This window comes from Pseudomonas fluorescens (assembly GCF_902497625.1).
Classification (GTDB): Bacteria; Pseudomonadota; Gammaproteobacteria; order Pseudomonadales; family Pseudomonadaceae; genus Aquipseudomonas; species Aquipseudomonas fluorescens_BQ.
This window is the reverse complement of record NZ_CABVGX010000010.1, coordinates 119130-145020: the sequence shown is the minus strand read 5'-3', so window position 1 is coordinate 145020 and position 25891 is coordinate 119130. Positions and strand designations below refer to the sequence as shown.

Here is a 25891-nt window from a genome sequence, read left to right as displayed (position 1 = left end):
CGCTTCGGGCCACGGGGCGTGCGCGCCGCCTCTGCCGGAATCGCCTGGGAGCGGCATTGGCCGTGGGCGTTCGATCCGTTCGATCATCTGGCTGTGGTCGATTTCGGTGATTGCCAGTTCGATTACGGCACGCCGCACTCGATCCCGGAAAGCATTGAAGCCCACGCCGGGCACATCCTCGGCAGCGGCGCGGCGATGCTGACGTTCGGCGGTGATCACTTCATCACTTATCCGTTGCTCAAGGCACACGCGCGCAGACATGGCGCGTTGTCCCTGATTCACTTCGATGCCCACAGCGACACCTGGCCGGACGAGGAGGGCAAGCGCGTCGATCACGGCACGATGTTCTGGCACGCGGCCAGGGAAGGTCTGGTCGATCCGTCACGCTCGGTGCAAATCGGTTTGCGCACCACTAATGATGATCATCAGGGTTTCGAGGTGCTGGATGCACGGCAGGTGCATCGGCGTGGGGTAGAGGCGATCGTCGAAGCGATTCGGGCGCGGGTTGGTGATCATCCGGTTTATCTGACGTTCGACATCGACTGTCTCGACCCTGCGTTTGCGCCGGGTACTGGCACCCCGGTGTGCGGCGGGCTCAGTACGGTGCAGGCGCTGGAGATTCTTGGTGGTTTGCGCGGGATTAATCTGGTCGGCATGGACGTGGTTGAGGTGGCGCCGGCTTATGACAGCGCGGAGATTACCTCACTGGCAGCGGCGACCCTGGCGATGGAAATGCTGTGTTTGTATGCGGCGAAGCACAAGGTTGATGCTTGAGTCCCTGCTCATGAAAAACGCGTGCTCGGTCCACCCACTGTAATTGGCAGGACTCGCTCAAGCCTAGGCGTCAATGCTCCACGGCTCACCGTTTATTGATCGTTCCCACGATCCCCGTGGGAATGCTTCCCGTGACGCTCTGCGTCACTACACAGCGCAAGGCTGCAGTCTTGCGTCAATTTCGGAACGCGGAGCGTCCCTGGCGGCGTTCCCACGCGGAGCGTTGGAACGATGATCAATATTCATTGCTGCCGTGATGGCTGATATTGGTTTCACTTTTACGCCGCCATCGCCATCGCCATCGCCATCGCCAGCAGGCTGGCTCCCAGAGGTTATGTGGCGACCTGCCTGCCAAAGCTTTTTCCAGTTCAACCGCAGCGAACGTATACTGCCGCGCATGAATCCCGACTCCCCCCTAAGCGCTTGGCAGCAGGCCATCGAACATAAAGGCTTCGTTCAGGACGAAGCCCAGGAACATGCCGTCTGGGCGTTGCAGAAATGTCACGAAGCGCTGCATGAAGGCCGGGCTCCGAACACCGGTGTATATCTGTGGGGGCCGGTCGGACGGGGTAAAACCTGGTTGATGGATCAGTTCTACCAAACCCTGCGCGTGCCTGCCCGGCGCCAGCATTTCCATCATTTCATGGGTTGGGTGCATCAGCGCTCGTTTCAACTGACCGGTACGGCCGACCCGCTGAAAGCGTTGGCTCGCGAGTTAAGCGCGCAGGTGCGCGTGCTGTGTTTTGACGAACTGTTCGTCAATGACATCGGTGACGCGATTATTCTGGGGCGATTGTTTGAAGTGATGTTCGAAGAGGGCGTTGTGGTGGTCTGCACTTCCAACCAGCCCCCGGAGCAGCTGTACGCGGATGGTTTCAACCGGGACCGCTTCGTGCCGGCCATCAAGGCCATTCAACAACATATGCAGGTGATTGCGGTGGACGGCGGCGCCGATCATCGTTTGTTGCCAGGCACCGGTCTGCAACGATACTGGGTCGCCGCTTGCGGTGAGCCTGGCGCGTTGAGTGAGGCCTTCAAAACGCTGACCGTTGACGAACAAGTCAACAGTTCGCCGATCTCGGTCGGACACCGTTCGCTGGCGGTGGTCCAGGCCAGCCAGTCAGTGCTATGGGCCCGCTACGCCGATCTCTGTGAACAACCGTTCGCGGCCATGGATTTCATGACCTTGTGCGATCGGTTCAAGGCTATTCTTTTGAGTGATGTGCCCAACCTCAGCGCACAACAGCGCGAGGGGCGGATTGCTCGGGGCACTGAAGACGGCGTCGAGCGCGTGGCCGCTGGTGATCGGCAGTTGCCGCAACTGTCAGTACACGACGACGGCGTGCGGCGATTCATAGCGTTGGTCGACGAATGCTATGACCGTAAAGTGCCGCTGTACCTCGAAGCGCAGGTGCCGATGGAATCGCTCTACACCGAAGGGTACCTGGCATTTCCGTTCCGCCGCACCCTCAGCCGTCTGCAGGAAATGCAGCTGCGACGTTTCGCCGAGTCCTGACCCGAAGGAGTGCCACTGTGCATCAGCCTTTGTCCCACCATCTGCTGACCATGGCCTATCAGAACGCGTGGGCCAATCATCGACTCGCCAAGGCCTGGCGTCAGCTCAGTGAGGTCGAGCTGTGCGCGCCGCGAAGCGGTTTTTTCCCCAGCCTGCGTGCCACCCTCAATCACATCCTGACCTGCGACTGGTTTTACGTGGATGCGCTGGAGCGGGAGCTGCGCGGCGATGCTCCGCACCCTGACTACCTGGTGTTTTTCCAGGACGATGAACCTTGTACCAACGCCGCCGACCTCCTGCGCGAGCAATCCCACGTCGATCGACGATTGCTCGCCTATTGCGAACAGATGCGTGACGCCGATCTCGGCAAGCTCGTGACCATTGCCCGTGAAACGCCGCAGCACGACAGTCGCTTGCGCCTGCTGTCGCACCTGTTCGAACACCAGATTCATCACCGCGGACAAGTGCACGGCATGCTCAGCAGCACCTCGATAGCACCGCCGCAACTCGACGAGTTTTTCAGCGTCGGTGAAGCGCATCTGCGCGCCGCGGATTTCGCCGAGCTGGGCTGGACCGAGGCGCTGATCTGGGGCACCGGCGTGCAGCGGTTGCAGTAAACGTATGACTCGCGCTAGGGTCGCTGGCCCAGCAGCGCGGTAGGCGCGCTGAAACAACCGCGCTGTGATCGAGGATGGAAATGGAATCCGCAGAAATACGTGTACTTCAGGCCAGCTACACCAATCCGCTGCATGCCGAGGCGATTGGCCTGGTGCTCAACGCCTACGCTGAAGACCCGATGGGCGGTGGTCGCTCGTTGCCTGCTGAAGTCCTGGCTCAACTGCCGCAAGAACTGGCCAAACGAGCACACGCCTTCAGCGTCCTCGCTTTCGTCAATGGCGAGCCGGCGGGGCTGGTGAATTGCTTTGAGGGTTTTTCGACCTTTGTCTGCCAGCCACTGGTCAACGTGCACGATGTGTCCGTGGTGCCGAAGTTTCGCGGTTTGGGCCTGAGCCAGAAAATGCTGCAAAAGGTCGAGGACATCGCCCGTGAGCGCGGGTGCTGCAAGATCACCCTGGAGGTGCTCGAAGGCAATGCCGTGGCCCAATCGTCCTACGCCAAATTCGGATTCGCCGCCGGCATGTTCGACCCTGCACACGGGCGGATGCTGTTCTGGACCAAGCCGCTGTAAATTCAGGCGCTGAACAAAAGTCTTCGTTCGTCCGGCAAGCGGGGAGTGCCCGATATTTCAAATCAAAAAAGGGCGACCGCATGGGACGCCCTTTTTACTTCACGGCTTGTAACTCTCCGTCATTTGCGCAGTTTGATCGTCCGGAACGCGCAGTTCAGCAGCTTGCTGACGCTGGTTCTCCTGCTGGCTCAAGCGCAGACTCTCGTAGTAATAGCGCATGCGTTCTGCGCCACCTTCGGCAAATGCACTCACCGAAACAAAAGTCATCAGCCCGGCAACAATCAACGGTGTCGTTTTCATGGTCTGCCTCCCACTAAGCATGTCGGATGCGATTTCGTCCATGAAGCAATACTGCGCGGACATTATCTGCCGATCTCGTTAATTGGGAATTAACTGCGCCTAGAGCTTCCAGTCCAGGCTCCGGGTCACCGTGCGCGCCGCGCCCCGGTACACGACGTTATAGAAACCGACCGAATTGTGTCGCGATCGGACGCAGGCTGCGCCAGCTGCTACGTGGGGTGGTCGGTTAATGAGGGTGAGGCGGCGGACGGAAACCGTGTAGCAGCTGCCGAGCCTGCGAGGCTGCGTTCGAATCGTGTCGCGACCGGACGCAGGCTGCGCCAGCTGCTACATGGGGCGGTCGGTTAATGAGGGCGCGGCGGCGGACGAAAACCGTGTAGCAGCTGCCGAGCCTGCGAGGCTGCGTCCAAATCGTGTCGCGATCGGACGCAGGCTGCGCCAGCTGCTACATGGGGTGGTCGGTTAATGAGGGCGGCGCGGCTGACGGAAACCGTGTAGCAGCTGCCGAGCCTGCGAGGCTGCGTCCGAATCGTGTCGCGACCGGACGCAGGCTGCGCCAGCTGCTACATGGGGTGGTCGGTTAATGAGGGTGAGGCGGCTGACGGAAACCGTGTAGCAGCTGCCGAGCCTGCGAGGCTGCGTCCGAATCGTGTCGCGATCGGACGCAGGCTGCGCCAGCTGCTACATGGGGCCGTCGGTTAATGAGCGCGAAGCTGCGTCCAATCGTGTCGCGATCGGACGCAGGCTGCGCCAGCTGCTACATGGGGCGGGTGGTTACTTGAGGACGATATCCGTCGGTTCGGCTTTCACTTTCGGCTTGATCAGACTGAAGTCGATCAACGCTTTCTGTTGACGCTCATAAGGATTGCCAATCAATAGGGGCCGCGCCTTGAAGCTGTCGCTGACCAGGCTTTTGCTATGATCAAGCTCATCAAAACTCAAGCCGGCCATGTCCGCCCACGTGTGGATCAAATGCGAGCTGCTGTAAGGCCGATCAAGGTCTGCGGCGAAATCCCAGTTGTGCTGCTCACGCCACTTCGGCGATGCCCAGGCCATGAACGGAATCGTGTACATCGGCGCCGTCGGTTTGCTCTCGTTGCGGCCCAGGGTGCTGTGGCCGGGCGAGTCGAACACGTCTTCGCCGTGGTCGGAGAGGTACAGCAGGAAGCCGTTCGGATCTGATTTGGCGTAGTCCTTGATCAGGCTCGAGACCACGAAATCGTTGTACAGCACCGCATTGTCGTAGCTGTTGTACGTCGGCAATTGATCGTCACGTACGCCGTCTGGCACGCCGTTGCGATCCTTGAATGTGTCGAAGGTCGACGGGTAACGGTACTGGTAGCTCATGTGCGTACCGAGCAGATGCACAACGATCAACTTGCGTGGCGCGGCATCGGTCAGCGCCTTGTTGAAGGGCGCAATCACGTCGCCATCATATTGCGCGGCGTTCTGGTTGCGGTTGTTGTTCAGATAGACCTGTTCGTCGGCCTGTTCGGAGAAGGTCGTGAGCATGGTGTTGCGCTTGGTCATGGTCTGCTGGTTGGTGATCCAGAACGTCTTGTAACCCGCCTGTTTCATCATGCTGACCAGCGACGGCGTCGACAGGTACAAATCCGGATTGTCTTCATCGGCAAAGGTCAGGACCTGTTGCAGCGCCTCGATGGTGTAAGGGCGGGGGGTGATGACGTTATCGAAAACCGACAGCTGATCCTTGAGCTTGTCCAGCTCCGGCGTGGTTTTACGCGGGTAGCCGTACAGGCTCATGCGCTGACGGTTGGTCGATTCGCCGATCACCAGCACCAGGGTCTGGGGCTGACCAGCGCTGACATCCTTGAGGTTTTTCAGCGGGGCGATCTTGCTCGCGCTGTGCAGCATGTCCTGCATGCCGGCGAGGGTGTCGAGATAGCGGTGATACGCCACTGCCATCTGCCATGGCACGGCCGGCTCGATGCGGGTTTCGAACTTCTCGAAACCTTCGGCAAAGTTGCCCATGCGCAGGGTTTGCTTGATCAGCGGATAACCCACCACCGCAATCACGATGGCCGTCGCCGCCACCCATGCGCGACCGCGGGGCATGTAAACCGGGCGCAGGCGCGTCCACAGGAACCAGGCGAAGGCGGTGTGGGCGATGAATGCCGCGACCATCCACCAGGCAAAGTACTGGGTCATGTACTCGCCGGCTTCAGAGGTGTTCGACTCGAACATGATGAAGATGACGCTTTGCGAAAATTCCTGCTGATAGATGAAGAAGTACCCCAGGCTGGCCATCGAGCAAGCCCACAGCACCACGCCGATCACCGCCGCCATCACACGGGTCTGTTTCGGGAACAGCAACATCGGCGCGAGCCAGATTGCACTGATCACAAAGGCCTGGCGGAACCCGCTGAAACCCGAGGTGCCCGTCAGTTGGATCAGCAGTTGGGTAATGCCCGAGAAGTACCAGAAAAACAGGAACAGCCAGAGAAATCCGGCCCAATCGAAACCTTTCGCAGTCGTGTTGCTGCGTTCAAACGTCGCCATTCAGGGCTCCAGCATGTGATTCGGGATGGCTGGCGCAGGCAGCGGCAGCAAATAGCGGCCACACAAGATTCAACGGGCGGCCGCAATGGAGCAATTATGGCCAGAGGGGTGTGAAAAGTTCGTGAGCTGTGCGCGACTGGGCCAGTCGCCCGGGTCGTACATGCAACGGACACATAAACCAGGCTGACCCTCGCTCGGTAAGGTCAAAGCCTGGTTTGCGAGTGATTAATTGTGCAGTGCTTTCTTGGTCGTGACTGGCAACCGGTATTCAGAAGGCTGCAGGTGCTGCAAACGTTCCTGCAGGTTAGCGACCTGGAGCATGAGCAGCTCGCGCTCTTCGCGCAGCGTGTTCAGTTCGTCGCGACGAATGGTAACGTACAGGGTTTGTAGGGGACGTGCGGTCATCAAATTGTCCATGGCTCACCTCGCAAGCTTGCATCAACTGTGTTCTGGCCGCTCATCGAACGGGACATCAACACTATCGGCAGCAATTTTGATTTCTTTTGCCCTTTAATGGAACTTTTTTATTTTTCATGGTCGGCGTGTCTTCGTTACGATTCCCGACGTTATCTATCGTGATCGGGCACAATGCCCGGAAACTTCATGGCAATGCTCTGGACTAACCCCCATTAGTCGCATTGCGCTATAACCTTTGACACACTTTATTTGTAGTAGGGAGCATCAGCACATGCAACTCGGGATTATTGGACTGGGCCGCATGGGCGGCAATATTGCGCGGCGGCTGATGCTCAACGGACACTCCACCGTTGTGTACGACCGCAACACCGCCTTCGTCGATAACCTCGCTGCCGAAGGCTCCAAAGGCGTAATCGACCTGCCGGCACTGGTTGCCGGTCTGGCCAAGCCGCGCGCCGTGTGGGTCATGCTGCCTGCCGGCGCGCCGACCGAAGACACCATCGAAGTACTGAGCACCTTGCTCGAACCCGGCGACACCATCATCGACGGTGGCAACACCTTCTATAAGGACGACATCCGCCGGGCCAAAAGCCTTTCTGAAAAAGGCCTGCATTACGTTGACGTTGGCACCTCCGGCGGGGTCTGGGGCCTGGAGCGCGGCTACTGCATGATGATTGGCGGCGAAGCCGAAGTGGTCAAGCGCCTCGACCCGCTGTTCGCAAGCCTGGCACCGGGCATGGGCGACATCCCGCGCACCAAGGACCGCAAGTCCGAAGATGACCGTGCCGAACGCGGCTACATTCACGCCGGTCCCGCAGGTTCGGGGCATTTCGTGAAGATGATCCACAATGGCATCGAGTATGGAATGATGCAGGCCTTCGCCGAGGGCTTCGACATACTCAAGACCAAGGCCAGCGAAAATCTGCCGGAAGATCAGCGCTTCGACCTCAACGTCGCCGATATCGCCGAGGTCTGGCGCCGTGGCAGCGTGGTCTCGTCCTGGCTGCTGGACCTCACGGCAGACGCTCTGGCCAGCGATCCGAAGCTTGACGGTTATTCCGGTTCGGTCGCGGACAGCGGCGAAGGTCGCTGGACCATCGAAGCTGCCATGGAGCAATCGGTGCCGGTGCCGGTGCTGTCGAACTCGCTGTTCTCGCGCTACCGTTCACGCGGGCAAGGCAGCTTCGGCGACAAAGTCCTGTCGGCCCAGCGCTTCGGCTTCGGCGGCCACGTGGAGACTTCGAAAAAATGACCGGATTGATCCGCAATAAATCCAAGGCCGAACCCGCCCCACCGACCACGCTTTTTCTGTTCGGCGCGCATGGTGACCTGGTCAAGCGTCTGCTGATGCCGGCGCTGTACAACCTGAGTCGCGACGGTTTGCTGGGGGATGGATTGCGGATCGTCGGCGTTGATCACAACGCCATCAGCGATGAAGCCTTCGCGAAAAAACTCGAAGACTTCATCCGTACCGAAGTGGCGGCGAAGGTTGGCAAGGGCGACGAGATTCTCGATCCGCATTTGTGGGCCAAGCTCGCCAGTGGCATCAGCTACGTCCAGGGCGACTTTCTGGACGACAGCACTTATCAGGCCCTGGCGGCGAAAATTGCCGCCAGCGGCACCGGCAATTCGGTGTTCTACCTGGCCACCGCGCCGCGTTTCTTCAGTGAAGTGGTGCGCCGGCTTGGCGCTGCCGGCCTGCTGAAGGAAACCCCCGACGCCTTCAGAAGGGTGGTGATTGAAAAGCCGTTTGGCTCCGATCTGCCGACTGCAGAGGCCTTGAACGCCTGCCTGCTCAGTGTCATGTCGGAAAACCAGATCTACCGGATCGATCACTACCTGGGCAAGGAGACGGTGCAGAACATTTTGATCAGCCGTTTCTCCAACAGCCTGTTCGAAGCATTCTGGAATAACCATTACATCGACCACGTGCAGATCACCGCCGCCGAAACCGTCGGCGTGGAAACCCGTGGCAGTTTTTACGAACACACCGGTGCCTTGCGCGACATGGTGCCCAATCACCTGTTTCAGCTGCTGGCGATGGTGGCCATGGAACCGCCCGCCGCGTTTGGCGCTGACGCGGTGCGTGGTGAGAAAGCCAAGGTGGTTGGGGCTATTCGCCCGTGGACGACCGAAGAGGCGCGGGCCAATTCGGTCCGCGGCCAGTACAGCGCTGGTGAAGTCGATGGCAAGCCGTTGCCCGGTTATCGCCAGGAAAACAACGTAGCGGTCGACAGCACTACTGAAACTTACGTTGCGCTCAAAGTCATGATCGACAACTGGCGCTGGGTCGGCGTGCCGTTTTATCTGCGCACCGGAAAGCGCATGAGCGTGCGCGACACGGAAATCGTCATCTGTTTCAAACCGGCACCGTATGCGCAGTTCCGCGACACCGAGGTCGACGAACTGCAACCGACCTATCTGCGCATTCAGATCCAGCCCAATGAAGGCATGTGGTTCGACCTGCTGGCGAAACGGCCGGGCCCGGCGCTGAAAATGGCTAATATCGAGCTGGGTTTTGCCTATAAGGATTTCTTTGAAATGCAGCCGTCGACCGGCTACGAAACGCTGATCTACGATTGCCTCACCGGTGACCAGACGCTGTTCCAGCGTGCTGACAACATCGAGAATGGCTGGCGCGCCGTCCAGCCTTTCCTCGATGCCTGGCAGCAGGACGCAAACGTCGAGCATTACGCGGCGGGTGAGGACGGGCCGGCTGCGGCTCAAGACTTGTTGACTCGCGATGGCCGCGTCTGGCACGGCCTCGGATGAGTGAGCGGACGCAACAGCCCATTCGTTTTCTGCTGAGTGACATGGACGGCACCTTGCTGCTGCCTGATCACAGCCTCACGCAGCGCACCATTGATGCGGTCCGTTCACTGCGCGAGGCGGGCGTGCTGTTCAGCCTGGCCACAGGCCGGCCGCCCAAAGCCATGCTGCAGCAGATCGAAGCGCTTGGTGTCGATCTGCCGACAGCAGCATTCAACGGCGGCACGATCGTCAATCCGGACGGTACGTTGCTGGTCGCGCATTACTTGCCGGCGACCGCAGCGCTGACCGCCCTGAGCCTGTTTGCCGATTTGCCGGACATTGAAGTATGGGTGTTCAGCGGCGGCGACTGGCTGCTCAAGGACCCGACCGGGCCGATGGTGCCGCGCGAACAGAGCGGTCTTGGCTACCCGCCGGTTGTGGTCGAGTCGTTTGAACCCTATTTGCAGCGCATCGACAAGATTGTCGCGGCGAGCAACAACGCTCAGCTGTTGATCGAACTGGAAGCGCAGTTGATTCCGAAAGTGGCAGGCCAGGCGCAGGTTTCTCGTTCGCAACCGATCTACCTGGATGTCACTGCGCTGCTGGCGAACAAAGGTGAAGCGTTGGCGACACTTGCCAAGCACCTCGGCGTACCGCTGCAACAGACTGCCGCCATGGGTGACGGCGGTAACGACCCGGCCATGTTCCACCGCGCCGGGCTGTCGATCGCCATGGGCCAGGCCGAAGACGCCGTAAAGCGCCAGGCAGACGTGGTCACCGCCGCCAACACCGAAGACGGCGCGGCCCAGGCAATCGAACGCTACATTCACCCTCGATAACTCAAACCTCTGTAGCAACTGGCTTGCCATGCCTTCCGACGGGGCAGATCCAAGATCAAGATCTCAAGCAAAGCAAAGCCAGCAGCTCACAGGTTCATCTGCCAGAACCATTCAGCGCACGCGCCACAGAACGTGTAGCAGCTGGCGCAGCCTGCGTCCGGCAGCGCAGCAGCCGTCGTGGTTGTCGTTGTCGTCGTCGATCCCGAGAATGCGGTTATCTATCAAGCCGCGCCGCCTGATTTTACGACTGCTCCGTCCGATCGCGGCCCGGGCCGGACGCAGTCTGCGCCAGCTGCTACATAGATTTATGTTGCGGCGGAACCCGCGTGCCACCGGACGTCGGGGGCAAGAGCGTTTGGTTACTTGGCGCTTCTGCAAGTGACCCCCTGTAAAAGCGGAACCAATATCAGCCATCACCGCAGCAATGGATATGTACACCGAGAGATCCCCGGCGCCCAAGACATAGTTGTCGCCGGCAGGCCGGCTCCCACAGTGAATCGAAAAGCATTTCCCGTATTGTCTCGGTTACAAGAACACTCACCAAGTGCCAGTCACAGCCCCCGGCAAACTCAATTTGCCACTGTCCACAAACCGCATCGTTCCAAACAACCCCCCAGCCAGCTTGCCACGCAGAACATAGGGCAGGTTATCCAGCGTCTGAGTGCGGGTCAGCCCGACGGTCTGGCGAAACACGGAGAACGCCGAAACACTCACCGGCACGCTCAGCACCGTTTCAGAGAACCGTGCAATCGAGCCCGACTGATCGCTGACGCCGGAAGCAAGAGGCTGGCCATTGACCTCCAGATCGAGCGCCACGCCGTTGTAATCGATGGTCGTGTCATTGGGATTCTGCACGCGGATTTTTACCGCAAAACGCACTTCCATACCCTGACCTGGCATCGGTTCAAGTCCAACCACATTGATATTCAACGGATCGCGCTGGGGCAGCAGGGCGCAAGCGCTAAGAGTCAGCATCAGCAGAGAAACAATCAACGCGTGGACACGGCGCATGGGCACACTCACTAAAAAGAATAAGGCCGACCCCCAAGGCGCTGCCTCAAGCCTGCCTAGCGGTTCATCTGTCCGACCACTCCGGGCACCGCCGGTTCAGCCTTGCTCGCTACTTCGGGGTTTTCCATCACCCGAAGAATCGAGGCTTCCGGGTCGAAATCATCTTCTTCCAGCTCGATGAAGTCTTCCGGCAGGAAGATGTTCAGCACGATAGCGCACAACGCGCCGACGGTGATCGGCGATTCAAAGATGTTGTGCAGCGCCGTGGGCAGCTCGCGCAGCACCTCCGGGACCGCCGCGACACCCAGGCCCAGACCGATGGAAATAGCCACAATGAGCATGTTGCGTCGGTGCAGCCCCGCCTCGGCAAGGATCTTGATACCGGCTACCGCGACCGTGCCGAACATCACCAGCTCGGCGCCACCCAGCACCGGCTTCGGCATCAGTTGCAGCACCGCGCCAATCATCGGGAACAGCCCCAGCACCACCAACAGACCGGCTATGAAAAACGCCACGTAGCGGCTGGCGACGCCAGTCAGCTGGATCACCCCGTTGTTCTGCGCAAAGGTCACCATCGGCATGCTGTTGAACACTGCCGCCATCGCCGAGTTGAGCCCGTCGGCCAGCAGCCCGGACTTGATCCGGCGAATGTACAGCGGACCCTTGACCGGCTGCCGGGAGATCATCGAGTTGGCAGTGAGATCGCCCGCAGCTTCCAGCGGCGACACCAGAAAAATCACCGCGATCGGTATGAACGCCACCCAGTCGAAATTGAAGCCGTATTTGAACGGCACGGGGACGCTCATCAGTGGTACCTCGGGCATGCTCGCGAAATCCACGTGCCCCATGAACCACGCCACCGCATAACCCAGGGTCAGCCCGATCACGATTGCCCCCAGGCGCAGGAACGGCACGTCGACCCTATTGAGCACCACAATCGTCCCGAGCACCAATGCAGCCAGCGCCAGGTGACTGCCGGCGCCCAGGTCCGGCGCGCCGAAACCGCCGGCGATATCGGTCATCGCGACTTTGATCAGCGACAACCCCATCAGCGTGATGATTGTGCCGGTGACCACCGGTGTAATCAGCATGCGCAATTTGCCGATGAACTGGCTCAGCAGCACCTCGATGAACGCGGCAAAAAAGCACACGCCGAAAATCGTCGAGAGTATTTCGTCAGTGCCGCCACCTCGTGCCTTGACCATGAAGCCGGCGCTGAGGATCACGCTGATGAACGAAAAACTGGTGCCTTGCAGACACAGCAAACCGGAGCCGACCGGGCCGAAACGCTTGGCCTGGACGAAGGTGCCCAGGCCCGAGACGAACAGCGCCATGCTGATCAGGTAGGGAATTTCACTTTGCAGGCCGAGGGCGCTGCCCATGATCAGTGTCGGTGTGATGATGCCGACGAAACTGGCCAGCACATGTTGCAATGCGGCGAACACCGTCGCGGTCAAATGAGGGCGGTCGTCGAGACCATAGATGAGATCGTGGTTGCGCGGGGCGGGGGCTTTTTCGGAAGCGGTCATGATGATGTGCGTGCCTGCGGGCGGCCGGGTCAGAAAATGGACGCGCAGGATGCCAGAAAGCCCCTTTTCTAGCGAGCGGTGAGCTTTGCAATTTGAAGGCGAGCAATGATCTGTGGCGAGCAGGCGGCCTGCCGCGCCACAGTATTGAGCAGGTTTACGCGACCACTTGATAACACGGCACGTAGGCAGCGCCGCCGGGCAGTTTCATCCGGTGTTGAGCGACGAAGGCCTTCAGCAACTGATCGAGCGGTTGCATGATCGCCGCGTCGCCACGGATCTGATATGGGCCATGTTCTTCGATCAGGCGAATGCCTTTGTCCTTGACGTTGCCGGCGACAATGCCGGAGAACGCGCGGCGCAGGTTGGCCGCCAGTTCGTGGGCCGGCAGGTCGCGGCTCAGTTTCAGATTGGCCATGTTTTCGTGGGTCGGGTCGAACGGGCGCTGGAAGCCTTCGTCGATCTTCAACAGCCAGTTGAAGTGGAACGCGTCGTTGCGCTCGCGGCGGAACTGTTTCACCGCTTTCAGACCCTGGGTCATCTGCCGGGCCACTTCCGCCGGATCGTCGATGATGATCTCGTAATGCTGCTTGGCCGCGTCCCCCAGCGTTGCGCCGACAAACGCGTCGAGTTGCTCCAGGTATGGCGCGGCATGTTTCGGCCCCGTGAGGATGACGGGGAACGGCAGGCCTTCGTTGTCCGGGTGCATCAGGATGCCGAGCAGGTAGAGGAATTCTTCGGCAGTACCGGCGCCGCCCGGAAAAATGATGATGCCGTGGCCAACGCGGACGAAAGCTTCCAGACGTTTTTCGATGTCCGGCAAAATCACCAGTTCGTTGACGATCGGGTTCGGTGCTTCGGCGGCGATGATGCCGGGTTCGGTCAGGCCCAGGTAGCGCCCGCCGTGGATGCGCTGCTTGGCGTGGGCGATGGTCGCGCCCTTCATCGGGCCTTTCATCACGCCGGGACCGCAACCGGTGCAGATGTCCAGACTGCGCAGGCCCAGTTCGTGGCCCACTTCCTTGGTGTATTTGTATTCTTCGGTATTGATCGAATGGCCACCCCAGCACACCACGATCTTCGGCTCGATGCCGGGACGCAAGGTGCGCGCGTTACGCAGGAGGTGGAACACGTAGTCGCTGATGCCCTGGGAAGTGCTCAGGTCGATGCGCTGGCTATCGAGCTCGTTCTCGGTGTAGACGATGTCGCGCAGGGCGCTGAAGAGCATCTCGCGAGTGCTGGCGATCATTTCGCCATCGACGAAGGCGTTGGCCGGTGCGTTCAGCAGTTCGAGGCGCACGCCACGGTCCTGCTGGTGAATGCGGATTTCGAAGTCCTTGTAAGCTTCCAGAATGGTCTTGGCGTTATCAACATGGGCGCCGGTGTTGAGAATGGCCAGGGCGCACTGGCGGAAGAGGGTATAGGTGCTGCCGGATCCGGCTTCGCTCAGTTGTTGAACTTCGCGTTGAGAAAGGGTTTCCAGGCTGCCTTTAGGGCTGACCGAGGCGTTGATTACATGTCGTTGGGTCATTCAGTAATCCTTAAAACGATGTCACCCGCCCGACGGCGCATGGCATCCGAATAGTGTGAATCCAAGAAAGAAGATGGCACGAACTGAGCTGTATCGCCACGTTCCCCTTTGACGATGAAAAGATGAAAAGGAGCCCCAGCATAGCTAAATCCCCCGCAGAGGCGATAATGCCCTGCAGCCTTTTTGCCGATGACATGAGGAAACCCGACGCAATGTTCGACATCCAGCCGCGAAATCCCGAACTCTACCGCCGCCAGACGCGCCGCAGCACAGTGATTATCGCGCTGATTTTCCTCGCTTTGGCGATGGCTCTGTCGACCGCGGCGGTGAGCCTGTTTGGCGAGCCGGACGGAGATAATATGCGCTTCAACGTGGGGGGCGTGTTTGTTGCGGTGTTGCTGATGGTGGGCCTGATGCGCAGCGTGTTCTGGGAACAGGAATGGATGGCGCCGGCGGTCTACGGCTGGCAGCTCAAGCGCAGCCTGATGAGCGTGACCAACGTCATGCACCAAGTGACGGCGGCGGTTGAAAAAGAAGATCCCAGCGCAATGAAACTGCTGCGTTTTTATCATCTGGGGTTGACTCAGATGCACGAACTGGACGGCAATTCCAGCGATCATGGGCAGTTGATGCGGGAGATGAATGAGCACAAGGTACGAATGGAAGCCTTGGGACTGGACTCACACCAACCACGATTGAACCCCGCATGGATCGACGCAGTGAAGCAGCCGGTGAGCTGATTGGGCAGGGCCACACCGGGAACGCGGTCGAATGACGACCGGAGCGTCGTCATAACCAGGTTTCAGGGAGCGATATGGGGGCAACCCTCCGTCATAGATCAAGGCGAACCGCCAGCGTCCCTCTTCATCGTAGACGAACAAGCCATGCAACTGGACCAACTCGCCGCGCTGGGCACGGAGCAAGCGCGGCAAGCGCGGCAAACGCGGCAAGCGCGCCTGGTCGAATCCCTCGCTTTCGAGCCGCTCCACCAGGCTGAACAGCAGCGTGTCGGCCTGCTTGATCGAACGGCGACGGTCAAGTCGGCGATTGATGGCGTCGAGCGTGTGGTCGGGTTTCGCCGCGTCGAAGGTTATCCGCTGATTGTGTTCACCGCGCTCAGCAAAGCCGAAATTCTCTCAGGCTGGCGCACAGAGTCGATCCTCAGTGCGACGATCGTGCTGGTGCTGCTCGGGTTTCTCGGCGTGTTGGGTGGGCGCCTGATCAGCCTGATCAAACAGCAGAATCGTGTCCAGAACGATTTGCTGGACGCTCAGAACACGTTGATTGAAGTTAACCGCAGCCTCAATCTGCTGGCGCTGGAGGATGCCTTGACGGGGCTCTCAAATCGTCGTCAGTTCGACTTGTACATCCACTCGGAAATGGGCCGCGCGCGACGAACTCAAAGTGGTCTCGCCTTGCTGATAATTGATGTCGACCACTTCAAACTGTTCAACGATCGCTATGGGCATGTGGCGGGCGATGAGTGTCTGCGCAAGATCAGCGCGTTCATCACGCAAAACATACTGCGTCCTGCCGACCTTGCTGCCCGCTATGGCGGCGAAGAATTCGCCGTGATACTACCCGGCACGGACTATGCCGGAGCCTTTCTGGTCGCCGAAAAAATCCGGCGCGCTGTGATGCAGGCCGCCATTGAACACAAGGACGGCGTCGAGGGCCGGGTGACGATCAGCCTGGGAGTCGCCGCTTACGACCCTGCGTCACAAGTCCAGCCGGAGGACCTGGTAGGTATCGCCGACAAGGCGCTCTACGTGGCCAAGGCCGGCGGTCGCAACATGAGTGTGATCGCCAATTAAGGGTCACACAGGCTTATGCAGGGCCCGGCGTCTGATCAGCGTGGCGTAAATCAGCAGGTTAATCCCCAACACCACTGCGCCCAACACCCATTGAATGCCGGACGTCAGGCCCGCCGGATAAATGACCGGCCAGACATAATGATCGATGAAACCGCCGCCGTAACCGGTTTGCCCGGCAGCGCGACGGGTGAAATTTTCCCAGGCCGTCAGCGGGCAGGGCAGGTGCAGGACTTCGACACACACGCCCCAAAGTGCGGCGGGCAGATGCAGCCAGATCAGCGGCCGCCACTTCAGCACCAGTAGCCCGCCGAACAGCACGAACAGAATGAACGCCAGATGAAACAGCACCAGGCCGTCTGCGGCGATTCGATAAAGCATGTTTTGACTCCCCGGGCGTGCAGGCCAATGCCGACAGTCTTGCGCGAAGTGTGCTTCGCGTACAGGCTGGCAAACCGGTGCCGGGTTTAGTCGGCGTCGGGTCTCAGCACGGGGTTGCGGTGTGCGGGGTTGTTGGCAAGCCCTCGGCCAAGCGCTTGTCCGGGCATTTCGATGTACCGATAGGTGAACATTGAAACCAGCACTACCGATCCCGTGACCAGCAAAGCGATGAAATTGTTCAGTGCTGCATCGCCAAGGTCCAGAAAGCGAGTCCCCTCGATCATCGGTGCGATGTCAACGCCGAGGATTTTTTTCGCAACCATAAACGCAGACACCACACAAAAAAGCACCGCCGCGTGGGTGAGATAAATGGAATATGACAACTTGCCGAGAAAACCGAAAACCCTTCCCGCCAATAGCCTCGACACCGCGCCACCATCGAAAGCGAATATCACCACAATGGCACCGAACAGCGGGCTGGCCACTAACGGCTTGGCTTCAAAGTCGTTGACCACGAAAACCAGTACGGCGGCGACGGCAACCACTTCCAGCAGGGTCAGCAACCCGGTCCTGGCCCGGCCAGGATTCGGCATTTTCAGGTAAGCGGCATAAGCCAGGCAGCCGGTGAAAAAGTAAGCGAGGCCGCGCAGCGATTCGATGGTGAAAAAGGTGTTGCCTGCGTACGCCAAGGCCAGCGCGACGGCGACCATCGTCGCCCACACCCAGGTTCTGACGCCGAAAGCGATGCTCAGAATCAGGGCGAAAATCATGTAGGTGTAATACTCGATGCTGATGCTCCAGGACGGATAGTTGAACGACAGCGGGTTTGTCAAAGGCGTCCACGATTGCAACAGCAGGGCATTAGGCAGTATTTGCGACGGTGCAAACTTCCCGGTAAACGGCGCGTTATTGAAGTCCATGCCCTTATGAAAGGCAATATATCTACCGCACTCCAACAGAATGAAGATACCCAGCATGAAGAGGTGTAGCGGTAAAAGTCGGAAAGTTCGGGTTATAAAAAATCGTCTGAAATTAAACTCAATCGAGCGGCCGTACGCATGAGTCAATACAAAACCGCTCAATACAAAAAAGAACGAAACAAATACTTCGGCGTGGCGAAAAAACAACCATTCGGTGAAGCTGCCACTCACGCGCAGATGATAGAGCACCACTGAAACGGCCATCAGCCCCCTGAAGCTGTCCAGTGATGCAAACCGCTGCTCTGCGCGCATTGTCGGGCTCCTGTGTGTGCGTGGCACCGTGGATGACGCTGAATTTACCGGCTTGTCTGATGTGACGTTAGCAGCGCTCTTTGAAAGAGCAAGCCGGTCCGTGCTGTTTAGCCTAAACCGTCGTCGACGCAATTACGGCGTCAAAAAAATTGCTGTAAGACGGGCATCCGGGATCTTTCCTGATCGCAGCCTTAGGGCATCCAGCCAAAAAACTTTCAATACCATCCATCGTAGATCCGTACTATTTTTCTCGTCTAAGTTACATCCGGACTACTGTTCAGAACGAATAATGGCAAAACGCCAAACTGGTGGTTGGGCAGACGTAGTGGAAAGCACCTATGAACCGCATTGCCGTGGTACTGACGCTCACATTTTGCAGTTTGGTCGATGCCGCCCCGATGCGCTGGGGGGATGTTCGCGACGGCAGCCTGTATTTACAGCCGGCCCGCGCCGATACGTTGCGTGTCAGTTGGGTACCAGCCTGGCAGACCGACGCCAATGAAGAGCGCATTTACCTGCTGGACGGTGAGGGGCGGTTGCGAGGCGAGCGCTTTATTCCCGCCAGCGAGGGTCGCGGCGAGCAAAAATGGGCATTGCCTGCCAGCGCCGCCAGCTACCGCGTGGAAGTGCCTGGCTATAGCTTCAGGCGCTATCGATTTGAACATGATGACAAAACCGTCGCCCTGTTCGCACCGACGAAGGTACATTTCAGTGCAGAAATACCCTCCAATACCGAGCTGTACTTCAAGGTGCGCGCCGGTGAGCATGCCATTCTGGCAGGCAAGTTCTTCGGTGGCGTGAACGTTCTGGTTGCAGAACGACTGGGCGACGGCACCCAGCTGGAGTTGAAACTGCAGCCCTACAAAGAGTATCCGCGGTTCGACCGGATTGATTTGCCCGTCAGCGAAAAGGACCAGAGCTGGCGCTTGCGCCTGCAGGGTCGAGGCAAGGCAGCTTTCTGGCTGGACGGCACGGCAAACCTGTTCGCCCAGCGGCCACAGCACCTGCAGCCTTTACGTCAAGACACGGGGCATACCGAACTCAACCTGCAGGCCGAGGTACTCGGCCCGACGCCGCGCCTGGGCGTGGCGTTGCCATACGTTCTGCCGCCTCCTTCGAGCCATGCCGTACTCGATGCGCTCAAGCCTGCGGCCGGTGCTTATTACAGCGCCGTTGACATCCTGGCGACTGAGCCGCATTACGAGGATGCCTTCAGGCGTTTCTACCTGGAACGTGGTGGCATCGATACCGATATCACCTTGCTGGCTGCCAGCGGGCGTAAGGCAGACCTGCAAGCCAACAGCCAGAGCATTGCCGGCCTGAACGCCTGGCTGGCGACAACCGTGGCCCTCGGACGGGGCACTCACTATCTGTCGTTTGCCGACGAGCCCAACTACAACTACCCCGACTATGCGACTTACAAGCGCTTCTTCGAGGCGATGTCTCGACAGGTGCGCGATTACCCGGGGGCCCGCGAGGCGGGGGTGCGCATCGCTATGCCGGCCAGCTCGCGCTTCGTCAACGGACCCTTTATCGCCCAAGGCGCGCAGCACCGTGGCATCGATTGGGCCCGGCGCCTGCTCAAGGAGTCGGAGCCACAGATCGATGCCCTGGCCTGGCACGAGTGGATGATTCGCGACTTGCTGGCCACTCGGGTGTACCGCGATTCGGTTCGTCAGGCTGCGCAAGTCGTAGGCCTGGAGGCCGATGGCCGCCCCAGGAAGGCGTTGCTGCTGGACCAGACCAATATTTCCAGTGGTTCAAGCGTCAGCCCTTATGAACAGGAAACGCATTTCGCCTCACTCTGGTGGGCCTCGGTTGCAATTAATTCAGCCCAGGACGGCCTGCTCGACATGCTCGCCTGGTTTCAGGCGGCTGACGATCCGCACCACCTCAAAGGCATGATCCGCATGCCTGGGCCTGATCGCTTCGAGTTGAAACCGGTCGGGCTCGCGCAACAATTCATCCAGTCGCACTGGCTCGATCAGGTTCAGCGTCTGGACAACAGCGCTTTCGAGGTCGATGCCCTGGCGATGGTTCGTGACCGGGAGCGCAGCGTGCTGGGCGTAAACAAAGGCGTGCGTCTGCAACAGATCAACCTGCAGGGCGCGGGTACTGCCTGCCCCTCCCTGGCTCTCTTCGGCCCGGACAGCCGCAGTCGCGCTGCCACTGTCGACTGCCGGGATGGACGTATTCACTTTGAGGTACCTGGTGAAACGCTCTTCGCCTTGAGGTGGCGCGCGTCTTGACAACGCTTGGTCTGGCTCGGCAGGCGAGGTCAGGTCAGTGAAAGCGCACTGAGCAAAAGCGAGCTCACTGGTCGTCCAACGGCAAATCATCAGGATGAGCCGCTCGAAACCCTAACGTTTTGTCGATCCAGGCATTCAATTCGTTGACCCGCACTGGCGGCTTGCCCGGATAGTGCTTGAGGGCCAGGCGCAGGCGGCTATCGATTCCCGAAACTGATCGAAGATTACGGGTCTTGATGTATTGCCCGATAAAGCAGTCAAGCTGTAACAGTTCAGTCTTGGAAAGATGAACGTACGGCAGACTGACGACGGGATTCGAAGAAAAATCGTCGCTCAATTTAATACTCTTCAAGTCTGGGTGTAGGGAGTTGCCGCACCTGCCAACTCTTCGTTCAGCGAGGTCACGCAATGGCAATGCGGCGCGCATGCTATCCGCTGGGAACTTCATTGTATGTAAAACATGCGGATTGTCTGACAAGCGGTGGGATATCAATATGCCATTGCTGGCGGGACTGTCTCGGTGTTGAAACAGTCTATGTAACGGGCGATATCTGCAGGGGTCCGTGCAGACTAATCAAACAAGGGTTTTTGGCGATAGTGATCGGATCCAATCTCTTCTTCGATTAACCAGGCATGCTGGTTCCGGACATTGCCAACCGCTTTACTGACTCTGTACCACTCGAATGCATCACTGCTTTCACCTTGTAGCAAAGCCATCTGCTCGGCACGTTCGCGTGGCGTGGCCGGGTCGAGCCATTCGCGCGCCAGTTCAGGAGAAAACACCACCGGTCGACGGTCATGGATGTCGAGCATGCCACCGGCGCTGTCTGCGGTGATGATCACAAATCCGTCATCATCTCGTGACGGCTCGCCCTGTTGCGGGAACTGTCCAATGGCGGCGCAAAACACTGGGGCATGGTCGCGGCGGCGGATCAACCACGGCTGACGGGTCGAATCACCAGGCTCAGTGACCCATTCAAACCAACTGTCGATGGGTAAAATCGCACGATGCGGCCAGACGGCCTTGAAGAAAGGGCCGTGGGCGACTTTTTCGACGCGGGCATTGATGGGCGCCGCTCGATCTTTCGCCCAATGCGGCCGCCAACCCCAGCGCACTTTGTCCGCCACCAGACGGTCGTCCTCCAGGTGCAGCAACGCCAGCTGATCGGTGGGCGCCGCGTTGTAGCGAGCCAGGGGCTCGTCACCCGCATGATTGACTAACGCATCGGGAATGCTCAGCACCGCGACAAAGTCATGGATGCCGCGGTATTGGGTCAGTCTTCCGCACATGGGAGTGATCTCTGGCCATACATCTTATTGGTTATCTTGAGTCATCTGGCGCGGCACAAGTTCGCTCCCCTCGACGACACGGTCACACTCCAAACCGTTACACGTACCGGGAGTGATTCGTCAGGTAACCGGTGAATAAGGCATTTTGCTGGCCCTTCGCTGATCAGTATCTCGGCAAAATCGTTTCATTTTCATGTTGTTAGGGCAGGGTTTGAATGCGGATTGTATGGATAACACTGGTGTCCCTTGGCCTTACAGGCATTGCCGCCTCGGCGTGCGCCAAGCAGCTGAAAGAAACCGATCGCTACATGTGCAGCTGGGGGGCGGGCACAGCTGCGCGGGCGCAGGAGCTGAAACTGGCCGGTGTTTCGTTGTATGCCGCTCGGCAGAAACTTCAGACGTACAAATTCAACAAGCCGTGGATGCGCATGATGGCCATGGGCATTACCGAGCAAACCTACGACAGCCGCTCGCAACTCAAACCGGCCGCGTTGCGCAAAAGTTTTTATGACGATTGCCTGCGCTACAAACTGGCACGCAAGTGACCGCGCTTACAGACCCTCTGCCAACAGGTGCAAGTAGGCAGGGCTGTTTGACAACGAATTGTGCCCCACACCCGGTATGACCTTCAAAGTCGCCACCCCGGCGGCGAAATGCTCATACAACGCTTCAGTGCTGGCGCGCGGGATGACCTCGTCATTTTCAGCCATCACCAGCAGCGTCGGCACATTGATATGAGCCGCGTATTTGAAGGATTCAAACGGGTCCTTCAACAACCACTTCACCGGAAAAATCGGGTACTGGCGGACCGCGAGGTCTTTCAGGCTGTTGTAAGGCGTGATCAGCACCAGCCGCGCCGCCGGACGCTGACTTGCCAGGCGCACCGCAACGCCGGAGCCGAGGCTGCGACCCATCACGGCGATCTGCCGATGCTTGTGGTAAACGCTATCGAACAGCGTCATCGCATCGCGCTGGATCGCTTCCTCCGAAGGCGAACCGCTGCTGCCGCCAAATCCCCGGTAATGCATCAAATACAATGCGTGTTCGGGAAACGCCTGGCTGAATTGCACCAGGTTCCTTGAGACATCCTCGGCATTGCCACCAAAATAAATCAGCGCTTTGGGCCCCGCGTGCGGTCTCACACTGACCAGCACTTGCGCGTCGGCAACCGCCAGTGTCATCACTGCCTCGGTACCGCCGACGGCACGCGGTTGCGGGAAGTAGATGAGCGAACGCTGAAACACGAATAGCGCTGCACAGAGCGCCAGGTAGAGCACGAAAATGGTAGCGACGATGTACATCAATGTACGTGGCATTCGGCTAACGTCAGATGTCGGCATGAGTGCTCTTGGCGCAGTGTGCAGGTGCAGGGGCGCGGTCACAGTGTAGTTGACCCACGGCAACGAGTGATGATCACGGCCGAAGAGGAGGGCACCGATGCCCATCGCCGCCAAATGGCTGAACGTTCTGCCCAGCGAAAGGGCTGCGCTGTTGCTGGGCTTCGCCTTCCATTTCTGTGTGCTCGCCAGCTATTACCTGGTGCGGCCGTTACGCGACGCTCTGGGCCTGGAAGGTGGCGCCGGTCAACTGCAATGGTTGTTCACCGCAACGTTCCTGGTGATGCTGTTGATGGTGCCAGTGTTCGGTGCGCTCGCTTCGCGGTTGCCCGCCACCCGCTTCGTGCCGCTGATCTATCGTGCGATCGCGTTATCAATGCTGTTGTTCGGGGGATTGATCGCCAACCACGTTGCACCGGTCGCGGTGGGGCAGGTCTTTTTCGTCTGGATCAGCATTTACAACCTGTTCATCGTGTCGATTTTCTGGAGCGTGCTGGTCGACCGTTTCTCCAGTGAGCAGGGGCGGCGCCTGTTTGGTTTCATCGCGGCGGGCGGCACCCTCGGCACGTTCATCGGGCCGCTGCTGGCGGCGACCATGGCCACGCGGCTCGGGCCGGTCGCGCTCACGGCAGGAGCGGCGCTGCTCCTGGAAATTGCGGTGCGCTGCTTTCGTGCCTTATTGTCGCGTACTGCATCCCAGAGCGGCCGTTCGTCGCTGGATGACCGGCGGATGGGCGGAGGCATCTGGGCGGGCATCACCCTGATTTTACACTCGCGCTATTTGCTGGGGCTGGTGCTGTTCATGCTGATGCACACCAGCGCGGCGACATTGTTGTACTTCGAACAGGGACGAATTGTCGCCGACAGCTATTCTGATGTGGCCAGCAGGACGCAATTCTTCGCACTGGTCGATTTGACCGTGTCGGTACTTACTCTGATCTTCCAGCTGCTGCTGACCGCACCGCTGATTCGCCTGACCGGCATCGGCGGCGCATTGGCCATGTTGCCACTGGCGACCATTGTCGCTTTTACCGCCATGGCGATGGCGCCCGTGCCAGCCACGGTGGCCCTGGCGCAAGGGCTGCGCCGCGCCGTCGAATTCGCCATCGTGCGACCGGCTCGCGAAGTGCTCTGGACGGTGGTCAGCCGCGAGGAAAAGTACAAGGCCAAGAACGTCATCGAGACGCTGGTCTATCGCGGTGGCGACGCGGCCAGTGGGTGGTTGTCGGTCGGGTTGACGACGTTGGGCGCGGGGTTTGCGCTGGTCGCGCTGGTGATCGTACCGATTGCCGGATTGTGGGGCGTCCTGTGCGCCTGGCTGGCCAGGCAACAGGCGCACAGGGCGCAGCAATGAAACGGAGGAACACGGCCATGAGCCGCACTGAAGGTTTCACACGACGCAAATTACTCACGCTGGCTGCCGGTGCTTCGGCGGTTCTCACTTTCGATCGGGCTTTTGCAGCAACTGCACCCTCGAAGGACACAGGAGGCAAGACCATGCTGACCCGCGCCATTCCTTCCACCTCCGAGCCATTGCCGCTGGTCGGTCTGGGCACGTATCGCGGTTTCGACGTAGCGCCCTCTGACACCGCTTACAGGAATCTGCCCGCAGTGCTCAGCGCACTGTTCGCAAAAGGTGGAACGGTGATCGATAGCTCGCCCATGTACGGTCGCGCGGAGCAGACCACTGGCGAGCTGCTGTCGATCCATGAACCGCGTTCCCCGGCGTTTCTGGCGACCAAGGTTTGGACACGCGGGCGCGAGGAAGGCATTGCGCAGATGGAAGAATCTTTCAGGCTGCTGCGGACCGATCGTATCGACCTGATGCAGATCCACAATCTGCTGGACTGGAAAACCCACCTGCCGACTCTGCGAAAATGGAAGGAAGAAGGGCGCATTCGCTACATCGGCATCACCCACTATACGGCGTCGGCCTACGATGAGGTGGAGGCGGTGTTGAAGGCCGAGCCACTGGATTTTCTGCAGATCAACTACGCGCTGGATGACCGTGGCGTGGAGAAGCGCATCCTGCCACTGTGCCGGGAGCGCGGTGTGTCGGTGCTGTGCAACCGGCCCTTCGGCGGCGGCGGATTGCTTGCCCGTTTGAAAGACAAACCGCTACCGGGCTGGGCCTCTCAAGTGCAGGTCAGCAGCTGGCCGCAATTGGCGCTGAAGTTCCTGCTGGCGCATCCAGCGGTCACCTGCGTAATCCCCGGCACCGGCAATCCGCGTTACATGGCGGACAATGCCGGTGCGGGTTTCGGCCCGATGCTGACCGGCGCACAGCGCGAGCAGTTGATTGATCTGGTGGGTTAGCAGCAGCCTGCGTCAAACCAGATAACGGCGAAACCAACCCAGCGTCCTGTCCCAGGCGAGCTGGGCTGCGGCCTCGTCGTACCGCGGTGTCGTATCGTTATGAAAGCCGTGGTTGGCCCCCGGATAGATCCAGGTTTCGTAAGTCTTGCCGCCCGCTTTCAGCGCCTGCTCGTAGGCTGGCCAGCCTTCGTTGATGCGCGTGTCCAGCTCGCCGTAATGAATCATCACCGGTGCCTTGATTCGCGGAACATCCCTGGCCTCTGGCTGCCGACCGTAGAAGGACACGGCGGCGCCCAATTCCGGATACGCCACGGCCGCCGCATTGGCTACACCGCCGCCATAACAGAAGCCGGTGATGCCGACTTTGCCGCTGGTTGCGTCGTGCTGCATCAGCCACTCAATGGCGGCGAAAAAATCGTTCATCAGTTTCTCCGGGTCGACGGTCGCCTGCAGTTCGCGACCTTTGTCGTCGTTGCCCGGGTAACCGCCCACCGATGTAAGGCCATCCGGCGCAAGCGCGATGAACCCGGCTTTGGCCACCCGCCGCGCGACGTCTTCGATGTAAGGATTAAGCCCGCGATTTTCATGCACCACCACCACGGCAGGTGCTTTGCCGCTGGCCTTGGCCGGGCGCACCAGATAACCGCGAACCTGGCCGTTGCCTTTGGGCGAGGGATAGGTGATGTATTCGGCGATGATGTCCGGGTCGGTGAATGCCACCTGTTCGGCCAGCGCGTAGTTCGGGCTCAACGCTGCCAGCAATGCCCCGGCGGTCAACCCGCCGAAGGTGAACAGCGCGGCACGATCGAGAAACTCGCGCCGATTGATCTTGCCATGTGCGTAGTAGTCGTAAAGTTCCAGCAGTTGCGGGGCGAAGTCTTTGGCGGTCAGTCGAGTCATG

General features: G+C 59.5%; 24 protein-coding genes and 2 pseudogenes. 13 read left to right on the top strand and 13 right to left on the bottom strand.

Annotated elements, in window-relative coordinates; translation table 11 throughout:
* The 4 genes from speB to F8N12_RS09115 form a co-directional block, all read left to right on the top strand.
* The coding region (gene speB, locus F8N12_RS09130) for an agmatinase (RefSeq protein ID WP_150580172.1) at window positions 1-774 on the top strand (774 nt) is incomplete at its 5' end.
* Between the two features lie 397 nt (window positions 775-1171).
* Window positions 1172-2290 carry a cell division protein ZapE gene (zapE, locus tag F8N12_RS09125; protein ID WP_150580171.1) on the top strand — a complete coding sequence of 373 codons (1119 nt, stop codon included), beginning with the start codon at window positions 1172-1174 and terminating at the stop codon, window positions 2288-2290.
* A gap of 17 nt (window positions 2291-2307) precedes the next feature.
* Window positions 2308-2907 (top strand): DinB family protein, encoded by a 600-nt coding sequence (locus tag F8N12_RS09120; protein WP_150580170.1) that lies wholly within the window; start codon window positions 2308-2310, stop codon window positions 2905-2907.
* A gap of 80 nt (window positions 2908-2987) precedes the next feature.
* Window positions 2988-3479: a GNAT family N-acetyltransferase gene (locus F8N12_RS09115; RefSeq protein WP_150580169.1), complete on the top strand. Its 492-nt coding sequence runs from the start codon at window positions 2988-2990 to the stop codon at window positions 3477-3479.
* 99 nt (window positions 3480-3578) lie between these two features.
* Here F8N12_RS09115 and F8N12_RS09110 read toward each other — a convergent pair whose 3' ends face one another.
* The 3 genes from F8N12_RS09110 to F8N12_RS09100 all read right to left on the bottom strand — a co-directional run bounded on the left by F8N12_RS09110 (window position 3579) and on the right by F8N12_RS09100 (window position 6704).
* Window positions 3579-3779 carry a hypothetical protein gene (locus tag F8N12_RS09110; protein WP_150580168.1) on the bottom strand — a complete coding sequence of 67 codons (201 nt, stop codon included), beginning with the start codon at window positions 3777-3779 and terminating at the stop codon, window positions 3579-3581.
* Between the two features lie 774 nt (window positions 3780-4553).
* Window positions 4554-6299, bottom strand: coding sequence for a phosphoethanolamine transferase CptA (locus F8N12_RS09105; protein WP_150580167.1), 1746 nt, complete (start codon window positions 6297-6299; stop codon window positions 4554-4556).
* Window positions 6300-6524: 225 nt separating this feature from the next.
* Entirely contained in the window at window positions 6525-6704 is a 180-nt protein-coding gene (locus tag F8N12_RS09100) for a DUF6026 family protein (protein WP_412072136.1), read from the bottom strand.
* 283 nt (window positions 6705-6987) lie between these two features.
* On the opposite strand from F8N12_RS09100, the gene gnd reads away from it, so the two are divergent.
* Genes gnd through F8N12_RS09085 form a run of 3 tightly spaced genes read left to right on the top strand, consistent with a single transcriptional unit; the run spans window position 6988 to window position 10306 of the window.
* Entirely contained in the window at window positions 6988-7968 is a 981-nt protein-coding gene (gene gnd / locus F8N12_RS09095; RefSeq protein WP_150580165.1) for a phosphogluconate dehydrogenase (NAD(+)-dependent, decarboxylating), read from the top strand.
* Window positions 7965-9488 carry a glucose-6-phosphate dehydrogenase gene (zwf, locus tag F8N12_RS09090; protein WP_150580164.1) on the top strand — a complete coding sequence of 508 codons (1524 nt, stop codon included), beginning with the start codon at window positions 7965-7967 and terminating at the stop codon, window positions 9486-9488. The genes gnd and zwf overlap by 4 nt, the downstream gene beginning before the upstream one ends.
* A complete protein-coding gene (locus F8N12_RS09085; protein ID WP_150580163.1) occupies window positions 9485-10306 on the top strand; it encodes an HAD family hydrolase in 822 nt (273 codons plus the stop codon). Before zwf ends, F8N12_RS09085 begins: the two co-directional genes overlap by 4 nt.
* 537 nt (window positions 10307-10843) lie before the next feature.
* Here F8N12_RS09085 and F8N12_RS09080 read toward each other — a convergent pair.
* From F8N12_RS09080 to ppnN, 3 genes are all read right to left on the bottom strand, one after another.
* Window positions 10844-11317: an LEA type 2 family protein gene (locus F8N12_RS09080; protein WP_150580162.1), complete on the bottom strand. Its 474-nt coding sequence runs from the start codon at window positions 11315-11317 to the stop codon at window positions 10844-10846.
* 56 nt (window positions 11318-11373) lie between these two features.
* On the bottom strand, window positions 11374-12846 hold the full coding sequence (locus F8N12_RS09075) for a nucleobase:cation symporter-2 family protein (RefSeq protein WP_150580161.1): 1473 nt from the start codon (window positions 12844-12846) through the stop codon (window positions 11374-11376).
* A 154-nt stretch (window positions 12847-13000) separates the two neighbouring features.
* Complete coding sequence (gene ppnN / locus F8N12_RS09070; RefSeq protein ID WP_150580160.1) at window positions 13001-14374, bottom strand: nucleotide 5'-monophosphate nucleosidase PpnN; 1374 nt, start codon at window positions 14372-14374, stop codon at window positions 13001-13003.
* Window positions 14375-14586: 212 nt separating this feature from the next.
* Here ppnN and F8N12_RS09065 point away from each other — a divergent pair, with 212 nt between their 5' ends.
* The gene (locus F8N12_RS09065) at window positions 14587-15114 is read left to right on the top strand and encodes a DUF3087 family protein (protein ID WP_150580159.1); all 528 of its coding nucleotides are present in this window, start codon (window positions 14587-14589) and stop codon (window positions 15112-15114) included.
* A 111-nt stretch (window positions 15115-15225) separates the two neighbouring features.
* On the opposite strand, the pseudogene F8N12_RS27805 reads toward F8N12_RS09065, so the two are convergent.
* Window positions 15226-15405, bottom strand: a pseudogene (locus F8N12_RS27805) (GGDEF domain-containing protein); the annotation flags it as partial.
* On the opposite strand from F8N12_RS27805, the pseudogene F8N12_RS09060 reads away from it, so the two are divergent.
* A pseudogene (locus F8N12_RS09060) lies at window positions 15400-16188 on the top strand (GGDEF domain-containing protein); the annotation flags it as partial. The pseudogenes F8N12_RS27805 and F8N12_RS09060 overlap by 6 nt on opposite strands.
* A gap of 3 nt (window positions 16189-16191) precedes the next feature.
* Here the strand turns inward: F8N12_RS09060 and F8N12_RS09055 are convergent.
* Complete coding sequence (locus tag F8N12_RS09055; RefSeq protein WP_150580157.1) at window positions 16192-16566, bottom strand: DUF2784 domain-containing protein; 375 nt, start codon at window positions 16564-16566, stop codon at window positions 16192-16194.
* An 86-nt stretch (window positions 16567-16652) separates the two neighbouring features.
* Window positions 16653-17930 (bottom strand): acyltransferase family protein, encoded by a 1278-nt coding sequence (locus F8N12_RS09050; RefSeq protein WP_150580156.1) that lies wholly within the window; start codon window positions 17928-17930, stop codon window positions 16653-16655.
* Window positions 17931-18136: 206 nt separating this feature from the next.
* On the opposite strand from F8N12_RS09050, the gene F8N12_RS09045 reads away from it, so the two are divergent.
* On the top strand, window positions 18137-20047 hold the full coding sequence (locus F8N12_RS09045) for a hypothetical protein (protein WP_150580155.1): 1911 nt from the start codon (window positions 18137-18139) through the stop codon (window positions 20045-20047).
* A 64-nt stretch (window positions 20048-20111) separates the two neighbouring features.
* Here the strand turns inward: F8N12_RS09045 and F8N12_RS09040 are convergent, their stop codons facing one another.
* Window positions 20112-20384, bottom strand: coding sequence for a hypothetical protein (locus F8N12_RS09040; protein WP_150580154.1), 273 nt, complete (start codon window positions 20382-20384; stop codon window positions 20112-20114).
* A gap of 233 nt (window positions 20385-20617) precedes the next feature.
* On the bottom strand, window positions 20618-21337 hold the full coding sequence (locus F8N12_RS09035; protein ID WP_150580153.1) for an SOS response-associated peptidase: 720 nt from the start codon (window positions 21335-21337) through the stop codon (window positions 20618-20620).
* Between the two features lie 215 nt (window positions 21338-21552).
* Here F8N12_RS09035 and F8N12_RS09030 point away from each other — a divergent pair, with 215 nt between their 5' ends.
* The gene (locus F8N12_RS09030; RefSeq protein ID WP_150580152.1) at window positions 21553-21882 is read left to right on the top strand and encodes a hypothetical protein; all 330 of its coding nucleotides are present in this window, start codon (window positions 21553-21555) and stop codon (window positions 21880-21882) included.
* 6 nt (window positions 21883-21888) lie between these two features.
* On the opposite strand, the gene F8N12_RS09025 is transcribed toward F8N12_RS09030, so the two are convergent.
* A complete protein-coding gene (locus F8N12_RS09025; RefSeq protein WP_150580151.1) occupies window positions 21889-22677 on the bottom strand; it encodes an alpha/beta hydrolase in 789 nt (262 codons plus the stop codon).
* 97 nt (window positions 22678-22774) lie between these two features.
* On the opposite strand from F8N12_RS09025, the gene F8N12_RS09020 reads away from it, so the two are divergent.
* Both F8N12_RS09020 and F8N12_RS09015 read left to right on the top strand, forming a co-directional pair.
* Window positions 22775-24028 carry an NTP/NDP exchange transporter gene (locus tag F8N12_RS09020; protein ID WP_150580150.1) on the top strand — a complete coding sequence of 418 codons (1254 nt, stop codon included), beginning with the start codon at window positions 22775-22777 and terminating at the stop codon, window positions 24026-24028.
* 17 nt (window positions 24029-24045) lie between these two features.
* Window positions 24046-24990 carry an aldo/keto reductase gene (locus tag F8N12_RS09015; RefSeq protein WP_150580149.1) on the top strand — a complete coding sequence of 315 codons (945 nt, stop codon included), beginning with the start codon at window positions 24046-24048 and terminating at the stop codon, window positions 24988-24990.
* Between the two features lie 12 nt (window positions 24991-25002).
* Here F8N12_RS09015 and yghX read toward each other — a convergent pair whose 3' ends face one another.
* A complete protein-coding gene (gene yghX, locus F8N12_RS09010; protein ID WP_150580148.1) occupies window positions 25003-25890 on the bottom strand; it encodes a YghX family hydrolase in 888 nt (295 codons plus the stop codon).
* Between the last annotated feature and the right edge of the window lies 1 nt (window position 25891).